This window comes from Cupriavidus pauculus (assembly GCF_002858765.1).
Lineage (GTDB): Bacteria > Pseudomonadota > Gammaproteobacteria > Burkholderiales > Burkholderiaceae > Cupriavidus > Cupriavidus pauculus_B.
Window position 1 is genome coordinate 803209 of sequence record NZ_PJRP01000001.1, and the last position, 15971, is coordinate 819179.

General features: G+C 66.9%; 11 protein-coding genes. 3 read left to right on the forward strand and 8 right to left on the reverse strand.

Features of this window, described 5'->3' with window-relative positions:
- Positions 1–7 precede the first annotated feature (7 nt).
- Positions 8–907, forward strand: a complete 900-nt coding sequence (locus CYJ10_RS03670) for a LysR family transcriptional regulator (RefSeq protein ID WP_066739406.1) — start codon at positions 8–10, stop codon at positions 905–907.
- A gap of 404 nt (positions 908–1311) precedes the next feature.
- Here the strand turns inward: CYJ10_RS03670 and CYJ10_RS03675 are convergent, their stop codons facing one another.
- The 4 genes from CYJ10_RS03675 to CYJ10_RS03690 are packed head-to-tail and all read right to left on the reverse strand — an operon-like array spanning position 1312 to position 10828.
- Positions 1312–2796, reverse strand: coding sequence for an efflux transporter outer membrane subunit (locus CYJ10_RS03675; protein ID WP_101680172.1), 1485 nt, complete (start codon positions 2794–2796; stop codon positions 1312–1314).
- Positions 2797–2810: 14 nt separating this feature from the next.
- Positions 2811–6107 carry an efflux RND transporter permease subunit gene (locus CYJ10_RS03680; RefSeq protein ID WP_101680173.1) on the reverse strand — a complete coding sequence of 1099 codons (3297 nt, stop codon included), beginning with the start codon at positions 6105–6107 and terminating at the stop codon, positions 2811–2813.
- Positions 6107–9286 carry an MdtB/MuxB family multidrug efflux RND transporter permease subunit gene (locus tag CYJ10_RS03685; protein WP_101680174.1) on the reverse strand — a complete coding sequence of 1060 codons (3180 nt, stop codon included), beginning with the start codon at positions 9284–9286 and terminating at the stop codon, positions 6107–6109. Before CYJ10_RS03685 ends, CYJ10_RS03680 begins: the two co-directional genes overlap by 1 nt.
- 21 nt (positions 9287–9307) lie before the next feature.
- On the reverse strand, positions 9308–10828 hold the full coding sequence (locus tag CYJ10_RS03690; RefSeq protein WP_101680175.1) for an MdtA/MuxA family multidrug efflux RND transporter periplasmic adaptor subunit: 1521 nt from the start codon (positions 10826–10828) through the stop codon (positions 9308–9310).
- Positions 10829–11136: 308 nt separating this feature from the next.
- Here CYJ10_RS03690 and CYJ10_RS03695 point away from each other — a divergent pair, with 308 nt between their 5' ends.
- Positions 11137–11871, forward strand: a complete 735-nt coding sequence (locus CYJ10_RS03695; RefSeq protein ID WP_101680176.1) for a response regulator — start codon at positions 11137–11139, stop codon at positions 11869–11871.
- A 36-nt stretch (positions 11872–11907) separates the two neighbouring features.
- Positions 11908–13191, forward strand: coding sequence for an ATP-binding protein (locus CYJ10_RS03700; RefSeq protein WP_101680177.1), 1284 nt, complete (start codon positions 11908–11910; stop codon positions 13189–13191).
- Between the two features lie 70 nt (positions 13192–13261).
- On the opposite strand, the gene plsY is transcribed toward CYJ10_RS03700, so the two are convergent.
- The 4 genes from plsY to CYJ10_RS03720 form a co-directional block, all read right to left on the reverse strand.
- Positions 13262–13870: a glycerol-3-phosphate 1-O-acyltransferase PlsY gene (gene plsY / locus CYJ10_RS03705; RefSeq protein ID WP_101680178.1), complete on the reverse strand. Its 609-nt coding sequence runs from the start codon at positions 13868–13870 to the stop codon at positions 13262–13264.
- A 115-nt stretch (positions 13871–13985) separates the two neighbouring features.
- On the reverse strand, positions 13986–14477 hold the full coding sequence (gene ybaK / locus CYJ10_RS03710) for a Cys-tRNA(Pro) deacylase (protein ID WP_101680179.1): 492 nt from the start codon (positions 14475–14477) through the stop codon (positions 13986–13988).
- A 22-nt stretch (positions 14478–14499) separates the two neighbouring features.
- Positions 14500–15408 carry a site-specific tyrosine recombinase XerD gene (gene xerD, locus CYJ10_RS03715; protein ID WP_101680180.1) on the reverse strand — a complete coding sequence of 303 codons (909 nt, stop codon included), beginning with the start codon at positions 15406–15408 and terminating at the stop codon, positions 14500–14502.
- Entirely contained in the window at positions 15405–15884 is a 480-nt protein-coding gene (locus CYJ10_RS03720) for a methylated-DNA--[protein]-cysteine S-methyltransferase (protein WP_101680181.1), read from the reverse strand. Before CYJ10_RS03720 ends, xerD begins: the two co-directional genes overlap by 4 nt.
- Positions 15885–15971 lie beyond the last annotated feature (87 nt).

Below are 15971 nucleotides of genomic sequence, written 5' to 3' on the forward strand. Positions count from 1 at the left end.
GCACACCATGTCCCTTTCTCTCGACCAGCTTCAGGCGTTTGCGGCCGCCGCCGAAACCGGCTCGTTTTCGGCCGCTGCCCGTCAGCTTGGCAAGGCCCAGTCGGTGATCAGCGCCGCCGTGGCCAACCTCGAGGTCGACCTGGACACCACGCTGTTCGACCGCAGCGCCCGATACCCGGTGCTGACGCCCGCTGGCGAACGGCTGTTGCTGGAAGCCCGCGTGATCCTGGAGCGCTGCGAGCATTTCCGGGGCGTGGCCAAGAGCCTGGGCGAAGGGGTTGAGTCGCGCCTCACCCTGGCCGTGGACGAGTTGTATCCAGAGGAAACGCTCGGCGAACTGCTGACCGAGTTTTCGGAGCGCTTCCCGTCGGTCGAGCTGGAAATCCTGTTTCCGCTGATGGAGGACGTCAGCCGCCTGGTGCTGAGCCAGTGCGCGGACCTGGGCATCATGTGGCGCCAGGAGATCTTGCCGCCGGAACTGGGCTTCCACGCGCTGGGCTGGGTGCCCATGCCGATCATCTGCGCGCCCGACCACCCGCTGGCCGCGCAGCCGCGCGTGGACTTCGAGGAACTGAAGCGCTACCGCCAGCTGATGGTGGCCACGCGCAGCGACAGCGAGGAAAAGAAGCGCCTGCGCGTGGCCGCCGAAGTCTGGTGGGTGGAAAGCCAGTGGGTCATCGTCGAACTGGTCAAGCGCCGCCTGGGCTGGGCGTTCGTGCCGTGGCACGTCGCCGCCAATTCGCCAGCGGCGGCCGGGCTGGTATCGCCCCAACTAACCTTCCAGGACCAGGACTGGCCCGTCGCCATGGAGATCGTCTGGCACAAGCAGCGCCCGCTGGGCAAGGCCGCGACGTGGCTGAAGGAACGGGTCAGCCAGCAGCCGCTGCCGGTGCCGGAGGGGCGGTAGGCGGCCTGGGGGGGCGAGTCGGCAGCTACCTGTCCGTCGAAGAGATGCAATCCCACCGACGCGGCTTCAGGTTGGCCGCGTCGATGACAAAGCCGAAGACGCAAGTAAAGAACAGCGTACGCAGCCGGATATTGGCTATCTATCACATGGAAGATGTGCTCAGGGGTCGTACGTCAGACGCAGGAGGTTAGCGGTCAGCCAATTCCAGCGGGTTGGTGGAAACTGCAGGAATTTTTCTTCCGGGAGATCGACGTTCTGCGTTTTTGTGGCGTCGGTGTGGCGAATGCTGTTTGCGAGGTATTCGATCTCGCCCAGACGAGAATCGCGGAGTCCGACAGCGCGACCGCTAACGCGGTCGTGCGCGGCTGTCTTTCATATTCCTACGAAATTCCGATACGAAGGCCTTACTGCGTCGTCGCAGGCGTGGAAGCGCCAACGCCGGTCCCAGCCGCCTCCGCCTTCCCGACCTCCACGTCATACCCATGCCATCCACCGCCCAGCGCCTTGATCAGCGTGATGGCAGCCGTGTACTGGCGATCCATGATGCGCAGCGTGGTGGTTTCGGCGGTATAGGCCGCTGTCTGGGCGGTCAGTACGTCGAGCAGGCCGGCAGTGCCGGCCTTGTAGCGGTTGTTGACCAGCGATAGCGCCTCGCGGGCGGAGCGCAGGGCGTCGCCCTGGACCGTGGCTTCCTGTTCCAGCACGCGTGCCGAGGCAAGGTTGTCCTCGACTTCCTGGAAGGCCGTCAGCACGGTCTGGCGATAGTTGGCCACGGTCTGGTCGTAGGCGGCTACGGCCTGTGCCTTGGCGGCGCTGCGCAGGCCACCGTCGAACACCGTGCCGGCCAGGCCGGCACCGACCGACCACACGCGATCGGGCAGCGACAGCCAGCGCGCCAGCGTGCTGGCCGTGAGGCCGCCCGTGGCCGACAGCGACAGGGTGGGATAGTAGGCCGCCTGGGCCACGCCGATTTCGGCATTGGCCGATGCCATGCGGCGCTCGACGGCGGCGATGTCGGGCCGGCGTTCCAGCATTTGTGAGGGCACGGCCACCGGCACCACCGGCACGGGGCCCTGGGTGTCGGCCGGCGCGATGTTCAGTTCCGAAGGCGGCCGGCCGACCAGGATGGCGATGGCGTGCTCCAGCTGCGCGCGGCTGATCTGGATATCGAGCTGCTGGGCCTGGGCGGACTTGAGCTGCGTTTCCGACTGCAGCACGTCGGAACGTTGTGCGGTGCCGGCCTTGTACTGGTTCTGCACCAGTTGCAGCGACTTGGCATAGTCGGCCACGGTGCGGTCCAGCAGCGCGCGCTGGGCATCGGCCACGCGCAGCGAGAAGTAGCTCTGGGCCAGCGTGGCCTGCGTGGACAGCAGTGTCGATGCCAGGTCGGCCTGGCTGGCCTGCGCGCCGGCCTCGGCGCTCTCCACCTGGCGACGGATACGTCCCCAGATGTCGATTTCCCAGCTGGCCGACAGCGTGGCGTTCTGGCCATTGGTGACCCGGCCCCCCGAACTTGATGCGCCACGCGACACGCCCACGTTGGCGCCGACGGTCGGGAAGTAGCCCGCGCGTGCCGCCGCCAGCGACGCTGTGGCCTGGCGATAGATCGCCTCGGCGGCCTTGATGTTCTGGTTCGACACCTGCACCTGCGACATCAGGCCGTCTAGCGCGGGGTCGTTGAACACGCGCCACCAGTCGGGGCGGCCCGCCGCATCCTGCGGCTCGGCGGTCTTCCAGTCGCCGGTCCATGCGGGCATGGTGTCGCTGGCTTCCTTGAAGGCCTGGGGGACGGGGGCGTCGGGACGCTTGTAGTCGGGGCCGACCGCGCAGCCGGCCAGCAGGGCACAGGCCAGGGCCACCACCGAAAGAGAATAGGAGTGTCGGAACATGGCGGATGCCTTCTTCAGTGTTCGAGTTGCGGCGCGGTGCCGCTTTGCTGCCGGCGTGCGCGCCAGGCATTGACCTTCAGGCGCAAGCGGTCCAGCGTCAGGTAGACCACGGGCGTCGTGTACAGCGTGAGCAACTGGCTGACCACCAGGCCGCCGACGATCGAGATACCCAGCGGCGCACGCAGCTCGGCGCCATCGCCGCGGCCCAGCGCCAGCGGCACCGCGCCCAGCAGCGCCGCCGCCGTGGTCATCATGATCGGTCGGAACCGCAGCAGGCAGGCGCGGTAGATGGCGTCGCGCGGGCTCAGCCCGTCGCGCCGTTCGGCGTCGATGGCGAAGTCGATCATCATGATCGCGTTCTTCTTGACGATGCCGATCAGCAGGATCACGCCAATCAGCGCGATGATGCTGAACTCCGTCTTGAATAGCAGCAGCGCCAGCAGCGCGCCCACGCCCGCCGACGGCAGCGTCGACAGGATCGTCAGCGGGTGGACGTAGCTCTCGTAGAGAATGCCCAGCACGATGTAGATCGTGATGATGGCGGCCAGGATCAGCAGCGGCTGGCTCTTGAGCGAATCCTGGAACGCCTTGGCGCCGCCTGCGAAGTTGGCCTGCAGCGTCTCGGGCGCGCCGATCTGCGCCATCGCCAGCTTGATGGCGTCGGTGGCCTGCGACAGCGAGTAGCCCTCGGCTAGGTTGAACGAGATGGTCGACGCGGCGAACTGGCCCTGGTGGTTCACGCCCAGCGGCGTGCTGGTGGGCGTCACGCGCGCGAAGGCCGACAGCGGCACGCGCTTGCCGCCGCCCGTGACCACGTAGATGTCCTGCAGCGCATGCGGGCCCTGCAGGTATTCCTGGCTCAGTTCCATCACCACGCGGTACTGGTTCAGCGGGTGATAGATCGTCGACACCAGCCGCTGGCCGAACGCGTCGTTCAGGATCGCATCGATCTGCTGGGCCGTGACGCCGAGCTTCGACGCCGTGTCGCGGTCGATGATGACCGACGTCTGCAAGCCCTTGTCGTTGGTATCGGTGTCCACGTCCTCCAGGCCCTTGATGTTCGAGATCGCCGCGCGCACCTTGGGCTCCCACGCGCGCAGCACATCAAGGTCATCGGACTGCAGCGTGAACTGGTAGGCCGAACTGCTCTGGCGGCCGCCGATGCGGATGTCCTGCACCGGCGTCAGGAACAGGCTCGCGCCGGGCTCCTTGGCCAGCTTGCCGCGCAGCCGCGCCACGATCTGGTCGGCCGTCTCCTTGCGCTCGGAAAGCGGCTTCAGCGTGACGAACATCTGCCCCGTGTTGCGCTGCGAGCCGCCCGTGAAGCCGGTCACGTTGACCACCGCCGGATCCGACTGGACGATCTTGATGAAGTTGTCGAGCTTGGTGCGCATCAGCTGGAACGACGTGGCCTGGTCCGCGCGGATGAAGCCGATCAGCCGCCCGGTGTCCTGCTGCGGAAAGAAGCCCTTGGGCACGATCACGTACAGGTAGACGTTCAGCGCGATGGTCAGCAGCAGCACGATCCAGATGACCGGGCCGTGGCGCAGCGCCACGCCGAGCGTGCGCGCATAGCCATTCTGCAGGCGGACGAACAGGTGTTCCGTGGCGCGGTGGAAGCGGCCCTGCTTCTCCTCATGCACCGGACGCAGCAGCAGGGCGCACATCATCGGCGTGGTGGTCAGCGAGACCACCAGCGACACCAGGATGGCCACCGACAGCGTGATCGCGAATTCCTGGAACAGCCGGCCCACGATGCCGCCCATCAGCAGCAGCGGAATGAACACGGCGATCAGCGACAGGCTCATCGACAGCACCGTGAAGCCCACCTCGCGCGCGCCGCGCAGCGCGGCGGCCATCGGTTTCATGCCTTCCTCGATGTGCCGCGAGATGTTCTCCAGCACCACGATGGCGTCGTCGACCACGAAGCCCGTGGCAATCGTCAGCGCCATCAACGACAGGTTGTTCAGTGAGAAGCCGGCCAGGTACATGATGGTGAACGTGCCCACCAGCGATACCGGCACGGCCACGCTCGGGATCAGCGTGGCGCGCACGTTGCGCAGGAACACGAACACCACCATGATCACCAGCGCCACTGAGATCATCAGCGTGTGCTCCACCTCGCGCAGCGACGCGCGGATGGTGGGCGTGCGGTCCATCATCACGTCCAGCGAGATCGTGGCCGGGATCATCTTGCGCAGCTGCGGCAGCATGTCGTTGACGCGGTCGACGGTCTCGATGATGTTGGCGCCCGGCGACCGGTTCAGCACCAGCAGCACCGACGGCTGGCCGTTGGCCGAGCCGGCGTTGCGGATGTCCTGCACCGAATCCACCACATTGGCCACATCCTGCAGCCGCACCGGCACCGCGAACGAGTTCGGGCCGCCGCTGTTGACGTTGCCGCCCGTGGCGCCCGTGCTGATGGTGGTAGTGCCGCTGCTGGTGGTGATCGTGGTGGTGGTGACGCCGTTGACGGTCTTGGTGCTGACGTTGCCGCCCGCGGCGGCGTTGGCCGTGCTGGCGATCAGCGCGCCGGCCGACGTCGACGAATAGGTGCCCGGCGTGGCGTAGCGGATGATCAGCGGCATGTAATCCTTGGCCGCCATCGCCTGGTCGTTGGCATAGACCTGCCATGCCGTGTTGGGGTTGTCCAGGATGCCCAGCGGCCGGTTCGCGTTGGTGGCGCTGATCGTGTTGCGCACGTCCTCCAGCGAAATGCCGTAGTGGTTCAGCGCGGTGGGATTAAGCTCCACCCGCACGGCCGGCAGCGATGATCCGCCGATCGTCACCTGGCCCACGCCCTCCACCTGCGACAGCTTCTGGGCCAGGATCGTGGACGCCGCGTCGTATAGCTGGCCGCGGGTCATGGTCGGCGACGTCAGCGCGATGATCATGATCGGCGCGTCGGCCGGGTTCACCTTGCGGTAGGTGGGGTTGTTCGGCAGGCTGGTGGGCAGCGTGGCGCGCGACGCATTGATGGCGGCCTGCACGTCGCGGGCGGCGCCGTCGATGTCGCGCGACAGGTCGAACTGCAGCGTCACGCGCGTGGAGCCCAGCGAACTGCTCGACGTGATCTCCGTCACGCCCGCGATGGCGCCCAGCGCACGCTCCAGCGGCGTGGCCACGGTGGCGGCCATGGTCTCGGGGCTGGCGCCGGGCAGCGACGCCGAGACCGAGATCGTGGGAAAGTCCACCTGCGGCAGCGGCGATACCGGCAGCAACCGGAACGCGGCAATGCCCGCCAGCAGGATGCCGATGGTCAGCAGCGCGGTGGCTACCGGGCGATGGATGAAGGCGGCCGACAGGTTCATCAGACGTTCGGCTCCTGCGGACGCGGCGTCACGTGGTGGCCGCCTGGGCCGCCATCGTCGCCGTCGTTACGATCATCGTCGCCATCGTTCGGGTTGCCGTACCTGCGGACGCGCCAGTCCTTGAGGCGATACGCCACGCGGTCGAACGCCAGGTAGATTACCGGCGTGGTGAACAGCGTCAGCACCTGGCTGACCAGCAGGCCACCAACCATCGTGATACCCAGCGGCCGGCGCAGTTCCGAGCCGATGCCGGAGCCCAGCATCATCGGCAGCGCGGCCAGCAGTGCGGCCATGGTGGTCATCAGGATGGGCCGGAACCGCAGCAGGCAGGCCTGGAAGATGGCGTCGTACGGCTTCATGCCGTGTTCGCGTTCGGCCTCGAGCGCGAAGTCGATCATCATGATGGCGTTCTTCTTCACGATCCCGATCAGCAGGATGATGCCGATGATCGCGATAATGCCCAGGTCTTGCTGGAAGACCAGCAGTGCCAGCAGCGCGCCGACACCCGCCGACGGCAGCGTGGAAAGGATCGTCACCGGATGGATGGTGCTCTCGTAGAGCACGCCCAGCACGATGTACATGGTGACCACGGCGGCCAGGATCAGCCACAGCGTGTTCGACAGCGACGCCCGGAAGGCCAGCGCGGCCCCCTGGAATTCGGTGGCCATCGAGATCGGCAGCCCGATTTCCTGCTCCACCTTGGTGATCTTGTCGACGGCGGCGCCCAGCGATTCACCCGGCGCCAGGTTGAACGAGATCGTGGCCGCCGGGAACTGCCCCTGATGGTTGATCACGAGCGGGCCGGTGCGTTCGGAAATCCGCGCGATGGAGCCCAGCGGCACCTGGCCGCCCGACGACGACGGCAGCCGCAGTTCGGCCAGCGATGCGGGGCTGGTACGGAATTCCGGCATCGTCTCCAGCACCACGCGGTACTGGCTGGCCTGGGTGAAGATGGTCGAGATCAGGCGCTGGCCGAACGCGCTGTACAGCGCGCTGTCGATCACCGCGGTGGTGATTCCGAAGCGTGCGGCGGCGTCGCGGTCGATCTCCACGAAGGCGCGCAGGCCGTTGTTCTGCTGGTCGCTGGCCACGTCGCGCAGTTCAGGCTCGCGCTGCAGCCGTTCGACAAGCTTCGGCACCCATTCGGCCAGCACGGTCGGGTCGGGGTCTTCCACCGTGAACTGGTACTGGGTGCGCGCCACGCGGTCTTCGATCGTCAGGTCCTGCACGGGCTGCATGTAGAGCGACACACCGCCCAGCTTTTGCACGGCATCCTGCAGACGGTCGGTTACCGCTGCCATCGAATCGCGCTCGCCCTTGGGCTTCAGGTTGATCAGCATGCGCCCGGCGTTGATGGTTTGGTTGGTGCCATCCACGCCGATGAACGACGACACGCTGGCCACCGCCGGATCTTGCAGGATCACCTTTTGCACGGCTTCCTGCTTGCGCCCCATCGACTGGAAGGAGCTGGTCTGCGCGGCCTCGGTGATGGCCTGGATCACGCCGGTGTCCTGCACCGGGAAGAAGCCCTTGGGCACCACCAGGTAGAGCAGGCCGGTCAGCACCAGCGTGCCGACGGCCACGATCAGCGTGGCGGTCTGGCGCGCCAGCACCCATTCCAGCGCCTGGCCGTACCGTTTGATCACGTTGTCGAAGAAGCGGCCCGTGGCCAGGTGGAAGCGCGACTGTTCGCTCTCCGGCACATGGCGCAGCAGGCGCGCGCACATCATTGGCGTCAGGGTCAGCGACACCACGGCCGAGATCAGGATCGACACCGCCAGCGTGATCGCGAATTCACGGAACAGCCGCCCCACCACATCGCCCATGAACAGCAGCGGAATCAGCACGGCCACCAGCGAGAACGTCAGCGAGATGATCGTGAAGCCGATCTGCTTCGACCCCTTCAGCGCGGCCTCCATCGGGGAATCGCCTTCCTCGATGTAGCGCATGATGTTCTCGATCATCACGATGGCGTCGTCCACCACGAAGCCCGTGGCGATAGTCAGCGCCATCAGCGTGAGATTGTTGATCGAGAAGCCGGCCAGGTACATCACGCCGAACGTGCCCACCAGCGACAGCGGCACGGCCACGCCCGGGATGATGGTGGCCGACAGGTTGCGCAGGAAGATGAAGATCACCATCACCACCAGGGCGACGGCCAGCAGCAGCTCGAACTCCACGTCCTTGACCGAGGCGCGGATCGTGGTGGTGCGGTCGGTCAGCATCTGCACGTGCACGGACGCCGGCAGTGCCTGCTGCAACTGCGGCAGCAGCGTCTTGATGCGGTCTACCACCTCGATCACATTGGCGCCCGGCTGGCGCTGGATATTGACCACAATGGCCGGCTTGGCGTTGGCCCACGCGGCCAGGCGGCTGTTCTCGGGGCCATCGATGATGTCGGCCACGTCGGTGATGCGGATCGGCGCGCCGTTCTGGTAGCCGATGATGATCTGCTTGTATTCGTCGGCCGACTTGAGCTGGTCGTTGGCGTCGATGGTCGACGCGCGCGACGGGCCGTCGAAGCTGCCCTTGGCGCCGTTGACGTTGGCGCTGCCGATGGCGGTGCGCAGGTCGTCGATCGACATGCCCAGGTTGGCCAGCGCGGTCGGGTTGGCCTGGATGCGCACGGCGGGGCGCTGGCCGCCGCTGATGGTGACCAGGCCCACACCCTGGATCTGGGAGATCTTGGCGGCTACGCGGGTGTCGACCATGTCCTGCAGCTTGGGCAGCGGCAGGGTGTCGGACGTCATCGCCAGCGTCATGATCGGCGCGTCGGCCGGATTGACCTTGCTGTAGACCGGCGGCATCGGCAGGTCGGCGGGCAGCAGGTTGCCGCCGGCGTTGATGGCGGCCTGCACCTCCTGCTCGGCCACGTCCAGCGACAGCGTCAGCTCGAACTGCAGCGTGATGACCGACGCGCCGCCCGATGACGACGACGACATCTGCTTGAGGCCCGGCATCTGGCCGAACTGGCGCTCCAGCGGCGCCGTGACCGACGACGTCATCACGTCGGGGCTGGCACCGGGGTATAGCGTGGTGACCTGGATGGTCGGATAGTCGACTTCAGGCAGGGCCGAGAGCGGCAGCAGTTTGAACGCGAGCAGCCCCGACAGCAGGATGGCCAGCATCAGCAGGGCTGTGGCAACCGGCCGCTCGATAAAGATGCGTGAAGGATTCATGCCGCTTTTTGACTCCTCTGCTTACTGCTGCGGCCGCTGGCCAACGCTGGCGCCGGGGTTGGCCGGCGTGCTGGTGGCCGGATTCGGGCTGGCGTCGGCGTCGCGCATGCGACGACGTTCGCCCGGGGCGCCCGCCGCTGCCGAAGCGCCGGCGCCGTCGCTGGCCGCGCCCGGCGCCGCGTGGGTGCCGCTGGCGCCACCATGCGCGCCGCTGGCACCGCCCCAGTTGCCACGGCGGCCACGCGCCCGAGGCGCGCTTGACGGCTGCAGTTGCGCGGCGCGCGCGGCCGGGTCCACCGCTTCCACGACCATGCCTTCCTTGAGACGGTCCGCGCCGTCCACCACCACGCGCTGGCCGGGCTCCACACCCTTGAGCACGGCGGTGCGGGCCCCGTCGCTCGGGCCCAGCGTCACCACCTGCACCTTCACCGTGCTGTCGTCGCCCACCACGTAGACAAAGGTGCCTTGCTGGCCACGCTGGATGGCGGCCACCGGAATCACCGTGGCGTCTTCCATGGTATCCACGCGGGTGCGCACGTTCACGAACTGGTTCGGGAACAGCATCCCGTCCGTATTCTGGAAGATGGCCTTGAGCTTGACCGTGCCGGTGGTGGTGTCGATCTGGTTATCGGTGGTCAGCAGCGCGCCCTCGGCCAGCTGGTTGCGCATCTGGCGATCCCACGCCTGCACCTGGAGCTTCTCGCCGGCGTTGAGTTTCCTGAGCACGGCGGGCAGGTTGTCCTCGGGAATCGTGTACAGCACGGTGATGGGCTGGATCTGCGTGATCAGGGCGATGCCATTGGTGTCGCCGGTGCTGACGATGTTGCCGGGGTCCACCTGACGCAGGCCGATGCGGCCCGAGGTGGGCGCCACGATGCGCGTGTAGCCCAGGTTCAGCCGCGCGTTGTCGACGTTGCCCTGGTCGGTCTTGACCACGCCTTCGTACTGGCGCACCAGCGCGTCCTGCGTGTCCACCTGCTGCTTCGAGATCGAATCCTGCGACAGTAGCGTCTTGTAGCGCTGCTGGTCCAGCCGGGCGTTCTGCAGCAGGGCCTGGTCACGGGCCAGCTGGCCCACGGCCTGGTCCAGCGCGGCCTGGAACGGGCGCGGATCGATCTCGGCCAGCACGTCGCCGGCCTTGACCATCTGGCCTTCCTTGAACAGCACCTTCAGCAGCGGGCCCGAAACCTGCGCGCGCACGGTGACGTTGGCCACCGGCGTCACGTTGCCCAGGCCATTCAGCACCACGTCCATGTTGCGCTTGCTGACCGTGTTGACGACCACGGGCGAGCGCGGCATGGCGTTCGGCCCCCCCGGTCCACCCGGCCCGCGCCGGCCTGCCCCCATGCCCGCCGCGCCGCTGGCGGCCCCGGGCGCGCCGGCGCTGGCTTCCTGCGCCGCCTTGTGGTGGCTGTACCAGTACCAGCCGGCGCCTGCCAGCACAACGATGACGGCGACGGCAATCCAGGTGCGGCGGCGCGAACGGACCGGGCCGCGGGGCGGGGTGGGAGGAATGGGTTGACCTTGTTCTGGGTGGGACATGAACGGAATCCTGGGAACCGGCACGACGTAAAAGGAGTGCATGCCAAACGGTATTCTCACAGCGACTGTGACGGCTAAGTGGCAGCAGTATGCCGCATCGCGAGGGCAGGGCGACCCGCCGTCAGGTGGGATGGCGCCCGGCGGGGCGCGTCATGGATGCAAGCATAATGTGCAGCCGTGATCCCACGTATTTCGCGGTTTCCCGCTTTTATTACAGCGGGTTACGGGCGGCGTGGGTGTAACCTCCAGAAACAAAACCGTCCCGGGCATTTGCAAAGTTGGATGCCCGTCCTGACTATCATGTGCCTATGCGTACAAACCAGCCCACACAGATTCTCGTCGTCGACGACGATCCCGAATTGCGCGACCTCCTGCGCGAATACCTGACATCGCAGGGCTTTGCGGTGTCGGTGCTGCACGATGGCGATGGCCTGCAGGCCCGGCTGGAACGCGAGCGCCCCTCGCTGATTGTGCTCGATCTGATGATGCCCAAGGTCGACGGCCTTACCGCCTTGCGCAACCTGCGTGCCAAGAACGACGACATCCCGGTGATTCTGCTGACCGCCCGCAGCGACGAGATCGACCGCATCGTCGGGCTGGAGATTGGCGCCGACGACTATCTGGGCAAGCCTTTCTCGCCGCGCGAGCTGCTGGCGCGCATCAACGCCGTGCTGCGGCGCAAGCTGGCCCGTCCGGCCGCCGCGCCCGAAGACCGCGAATCGATCGCCTTCGGCCCGTTCCGGGTGAATTTTCGACAGCGCTCGCTGGAGCGCAGCGGCCAGGCCGTGTCGATCAGCGATACCGAATTCGCGCTGCTGAAGCTGCTGCTGATGCACCCGCTGGAAGTGCTGTCGCGCGAGCGCATCGTCGAACTGATGTATGGCACCGCCAACGGCATCAGCGACCGCGGCATCGACGTGCAGATCTGGCGCCTGCGGCGGCTGTTGGACGAAGACGCGCAGCGTCCGCGCTATATCCAGACCGTACGTGGCCGGGGCTACACCTTCGTGCCCGACGAAGCCGAGGACAGCGTTCCGCAATAAGGCTCCCGAAATGGAGCCACCGCATGAAGCCAAGGCATGAAGCTAAGAATTGACACCCTGTTCGGCCGCATGGCGCTGCTGATCGCCGCCGTGCTGATGATCAGCCATTTCTCGTGGCTCGCCATCCTGCGCATGGATCGGCGCCAGCAGCAGATCGACTATTCGGTCGAGCAGATGCTGTTCCAGCTGGACAGCATTCAGCGTGCCCTGGACGCCAGGCCGCCCGTGCCGTTGCCGAGCCTGGTGGAAGTGGCCGATACCGCCGTGGCGGACGAGCACGCCGGGCCGCCCCAGGGGGGCCGCCCGCGCCGTCTGGTGGACCAGTTCACGCGCCGCCTGCCACCGGGCTCGGAGGTGCGGCTGGAGGACGAATTGTCCACGCCCCGGCTCTGGATCAAGCTGCCCAACCGCAACCGCTGGATCGCCATGCCGATCCTGTTCGTGCATAACCCCCCGCCCGATAATCGGCTGATTCCGGGCGTGGTGCTGGTGGTAGGGGTGGCGATCGTGTTCGCGCTGTTCGTGGCGTGGCAGATCCAGCGCCCGGTGCGCGACATGGCGGAAGCGGCCGAGAAGCTGTCGCGCCAGCAGGCCGTGCCGCCCCTGCGCGAGCGCGGGCCGCACGAGTTGCGCCAGCTGATGGTGCGTTTCAATCGCATGGTGGCGGACCTGTTCCGCATCGACCAGGAGCGCAATACGATGCTGGCCGGCATCGCGCATGACCTGAAGACACCGCTGGCGCGCCTGCGTCTGCGGGCCGAGATGCTGTCGGACCCCAAGGCGGCCGCCGGCGTGACGCGCGACGTGGACTCGATGTCGGCCATCGTCGAGCAGTTCCTGACCTTTGCGCAGAGCAGCGAGCCCACGGCCCGGCCGGTGCCGGTGGACAAGCGTATTGTGGAACTGGCAGCGTCGCTGCACGAGCAGGACAGGCTGGTGGTGCTGGAACTGACCGCCGGCGAGGGCTTCCGCATGATCGCCACCCAACTGGACCGCATCATCGGCAACCTGGTGGACAACGCCTATGCCTACGGGGCGCCGCCGGTCTACGTGGCGACGACACGCACCAGCGAGGGCTGGTGCCTGACCGTGGAAGACCAGGGCCCGGGCATCCCGGCCGATGCCATCGAGCGCGTGACCATGCCGTTCGTGCGGCTGGACCCGGCACGCGGCGGCAATGCACATTCGGGGCTGGGCCTGGCCATTGTCGACCGTCTGGTCAGGCAGGGCGGCGGCAGGCTGACGATCAGCAACCGCGACGAAGGCGGCCTGCGCGTGGAGATGGTGTTCCCGTTCACGGCGCTGGCGCAGGCGGCCTGATTCGGCTTGCGCGTGGTTTTCTTCCCTCTCCACTTGTGGGAGAGGGGAGCACCCCCGCAGTGCCTCAACCTCAAACCTTCTTCTTTTCCCCGATCCGGCTTTCCTTGCCGGCCAGCAGCTTGGCGATATTGCTACGGTGGCGTGCAATCAGCAGTATGCCGATGACCAGCACGGCGCCGGCGATGATATCCACGCCGAACATCAGCACGTAGAAGAACGGCGCGAAGATCGCGGCTACCAGCGCGGCCAGCGACGAATAGCGGAAAAAGAACGCGATGATGAGCCAGCTGGCCAGTGTGCCGGCCCCCAGCAGCGGGTGGATGGCGAACAGGATGCCGGCTGCCGTGGCCACGCCCTTGCCGCCCGCGAAGCGGTGGAACACCGGGAACAGGTGGCCCAGGAACACGGCCAGCGCGGCCAGGGCGATGCCGGTATCGTCCACGCCGTAGCCGGGGCCCAGGTGCTTGACCAGCATGACCGCCGCATAGCCCTTCAGGCCATCGCCGATCAGCGTCAGGATCGCGGCCTTCTTGTTGCCGGTGCGCAGCACGTTGGTGGCGCCGGGGTTGCCGGAACCGTAGCTGTGCGGATCGGGCAGGCCCATGACCTTGCTGACCACGACGGCGAACGACACCGATCCGATCAGGTAGGCGATGACGGCAAATATCAGGTTGACCATTGTGTGGGAAGAAAGAAGGAATTTCAGGCTGGCGCGATTGTAGCGCGGCACGGCGCCAGCCGACGCCGTGATTTCCCCGAGGCTTCCGCCAATCCGGCGGCCGGCCTGATCGCCATCAGTCAGGCAGCGCGCAAGCCACCGGCCTGGCGTCCAGCAGGTCGGTCAGCACGCCCGGGGCGATGCTGATCAGGTAGCCGCGCCGCCCGCCGTTGATGTAGATGGTGTCCAGCGCCAGCACGGTGCCTTCCACATAGACCGGCATCCGCTTCTTCGTGCCGAACGGCGACGTGCCGCCCACCATGTAGCCGCTATGGCGCTGTGCCACCTCGGGCTTGCACGGCTGCACGCTTTTTGCGCCGATCTGCCGCGCCAGGTTCTTGGTCGACACCGAGCAGTCGCCGTGCATCAGCACGATCAGCGGCTTGGCGGCCTCGTCTTCCATCACCAGCGTCTTCACCACGTTGTGCTCGGGCACGCCAAGCTGGCGCGCCGATTCGCCGGTGCCGCCGTGGTCGACATAGTCGTAGGCGTGCTCGCCAAACGCCACGCCCTGCTTGCGCAGCATCTGCGTGGCCGGTGTTTCGGAGATGTGTTTCTGCTTGCTCATGGAACGGAATGACCGCGCCGGCTCAGCCGCGCGGATGGTGATGCAGGTGCAGCTCGCGCAGGCGCTCGCGCGCCACGTGCGTGTAGATCTGCGTGGTGGAGATGTCGGCATGGCCCAGCAGCAGCTGCACTACGCGCAGGTCGGCGCCGTGGTTTAGCAGGTGCGTGGCAAAGGCATGCCGCAGCGTATGCGGCGACAGCGGGGCATGGACGCCGGCGTCGCGCGCATGCTTCTTGATCAGGTGCCAGAACGTCTGGCGCGTCATGCCTTCGCCGCGCTGGGTGACGAACAGTTCGTCGCAGGCGCGGCCGGCCAGCAGCACGGGCCGGCTTTCGGCCAGGTAGCGGCGCAGCCAGTCGCCGGCCTGCGCGCCAAACGGCACCAGCCGTTCCTTGTTGCCCTTGCCGCCCACCACGCGAGCCACGCCCTCGTTGAGCCCGATCTCGATCGTCTTCATGTTCGTCAGTTCGGACACGCGCAGCCCGCTGGCGTACATCAGTTCAAGCATGGTGCGGTCGCGCAGGCCCAGCGGCGTGTCTTCGTCGGGGGCTTCCAGCAGCGACTCGACCTGGCCCTCGGACAGCGTCTTCGGAAAGCGCGGCGGCTGTTTAGCCGGGCGCAGCAACAGGCAGGGATCGGCCTCGATCATGTGCTCGCGCAGCGCCCACTGGTAGAAGCGGCGGAACACCGTCAGGCGCCGGTTGGCCGACGATGCGCGGGTTTCCGTGTGGCGTGCCGCGAAGTAGCCGGACAGCGCCGTGTCGTCCACAGCCAGCAGCGCGCACGTTTCGTTCTCGTGCAGCCAGCGCGCCAGCAGCGCCAGGTCGCGCCGATAGGCGTCGATGGTGTTCTTCGATAGCCCGTCTTCGAGCCACAGCGCATCGCAGAAGCGGTCGACCAGCGCCAGGTCTTCGGCCAGCACCGCGCTCATAGGAGCATTGCCCCTTCGTGGCGCAGCAGCCAGCGCTTGACGCCCAGGTGAAAGCCTTCCTCGCCGTGATGGGCGAAGCCGCCGAGCCCGTTGGCGGCCACCACGCGGTGGCACGGGATCACGATCGGAAACCAGTTCTGCCCGCAGGCCTGGCCCACGGCACGCGGCATGCTTTGCAGCGATTTGGCGATGGTGCCGTAAGTGGTCAGGCCGCCGCGCGGCACGGCGCAGATGGCATGCCAGACCTTGCGCTGGAAGTCGGTGCCGCGCGTGGCCAGCGGCAGGTCGAAGACCATGTCGGGATTGTCGTAGTAGGCCGTGAGCTGTTCGGCCACGCGCCGCGTCAGGGTGTCGGCCGGCGCGATGTCGGCAAACGAATCGGGCAGGTAGACGATCTCGTGGACCTGCGCGCCGTCGACGCGCACGCCGACCTTGCCGAATGGCGCCGGCAGGACGGCATCGAAGGGACGTTGCATGGTGGGTGGCTGAGTGAAATGCTTAGCCGGATTTTATGCCTATTTGCCGCAGCCACCCGTGGTTTTCTCCCCCTTTCCCCGCTGTTC

Coding starts and splice junctions, on each gene's coding strand:
- CYJ10_RS03675 (WP_101680172.1), bottom strand. CDS start 2,796: ATGTTCCGACACTCCTATTCTCTTTCGGTGGTGGCCCTGGCCTGTGCC.
- CYJ10_RS03685 (WP_101680174.1), bottom strand. CDS start 9,286: ATGAATCCTTCACGCATCTTTATCGAGCGGCCGGTTGCCACAGCCCTG.
- CYJ10_RS03700 (WP_101680177.1), top strand. CDS start 11,908: ATGAAGCTAAGAATTGACACCCTGTTCGGCCGCATGGCGCTGCTGATC.
- ybaK (WP_101680179.1), bottom strand. CDS start 14,477: ATGAGCAAGCAGAAACACATCTCCGAAACACCGGCCACGCAGATGCTG.
- CYJ10_RS03690 (WP_101680175.1), bottom strand. CDS start 10,828: ATGTCCCACCCAGAACAAGGTCAACCCATTCCTCCCACCCCGCCCCGC.
- CYJ10_RS03680 (WP_101680173.1), bottom strand. CDS start 6,107: ATGAACCTGTCGGCCGCCTTCATCCATCGCCCGGTAGCCACCGCGCTG.
- CYJ10_RS03670 (WP_066739406.1), top strand. CDS start 8: ATGTCCCTTTCTCTCGACCAGCTTCAGGCGTTTGCGGCCGCCGCCGAA.
- xerD (WP_101680180.1), bottom strand. CDS start 15,408: ATGAGCGCGGTGCTGGCCGAAGACCTGGCGCTGGTCGACCGCTTCTGC.
- CYJ10_RS03720 (WP_101680181.1), bottom strand. CDS start 15,884: ATGCAACGTCCCTTCGATGCCGTCCTGCCGGCGCCATTCGGCAAGGTC.
- CYJ10_RS03695 (WP_101680176.1), top strand. CDS start 11,137: ATGCGTACAAACCAGCCCACACAGATTCTCGTCGTCGACGACGATCCC.
- plsY (WP_101680178.1), bottom strand. CDS start 13,870: ATGGTCAACCTGATATTTGCCGTCATCGCCTACCTGATCGGATCGGTG.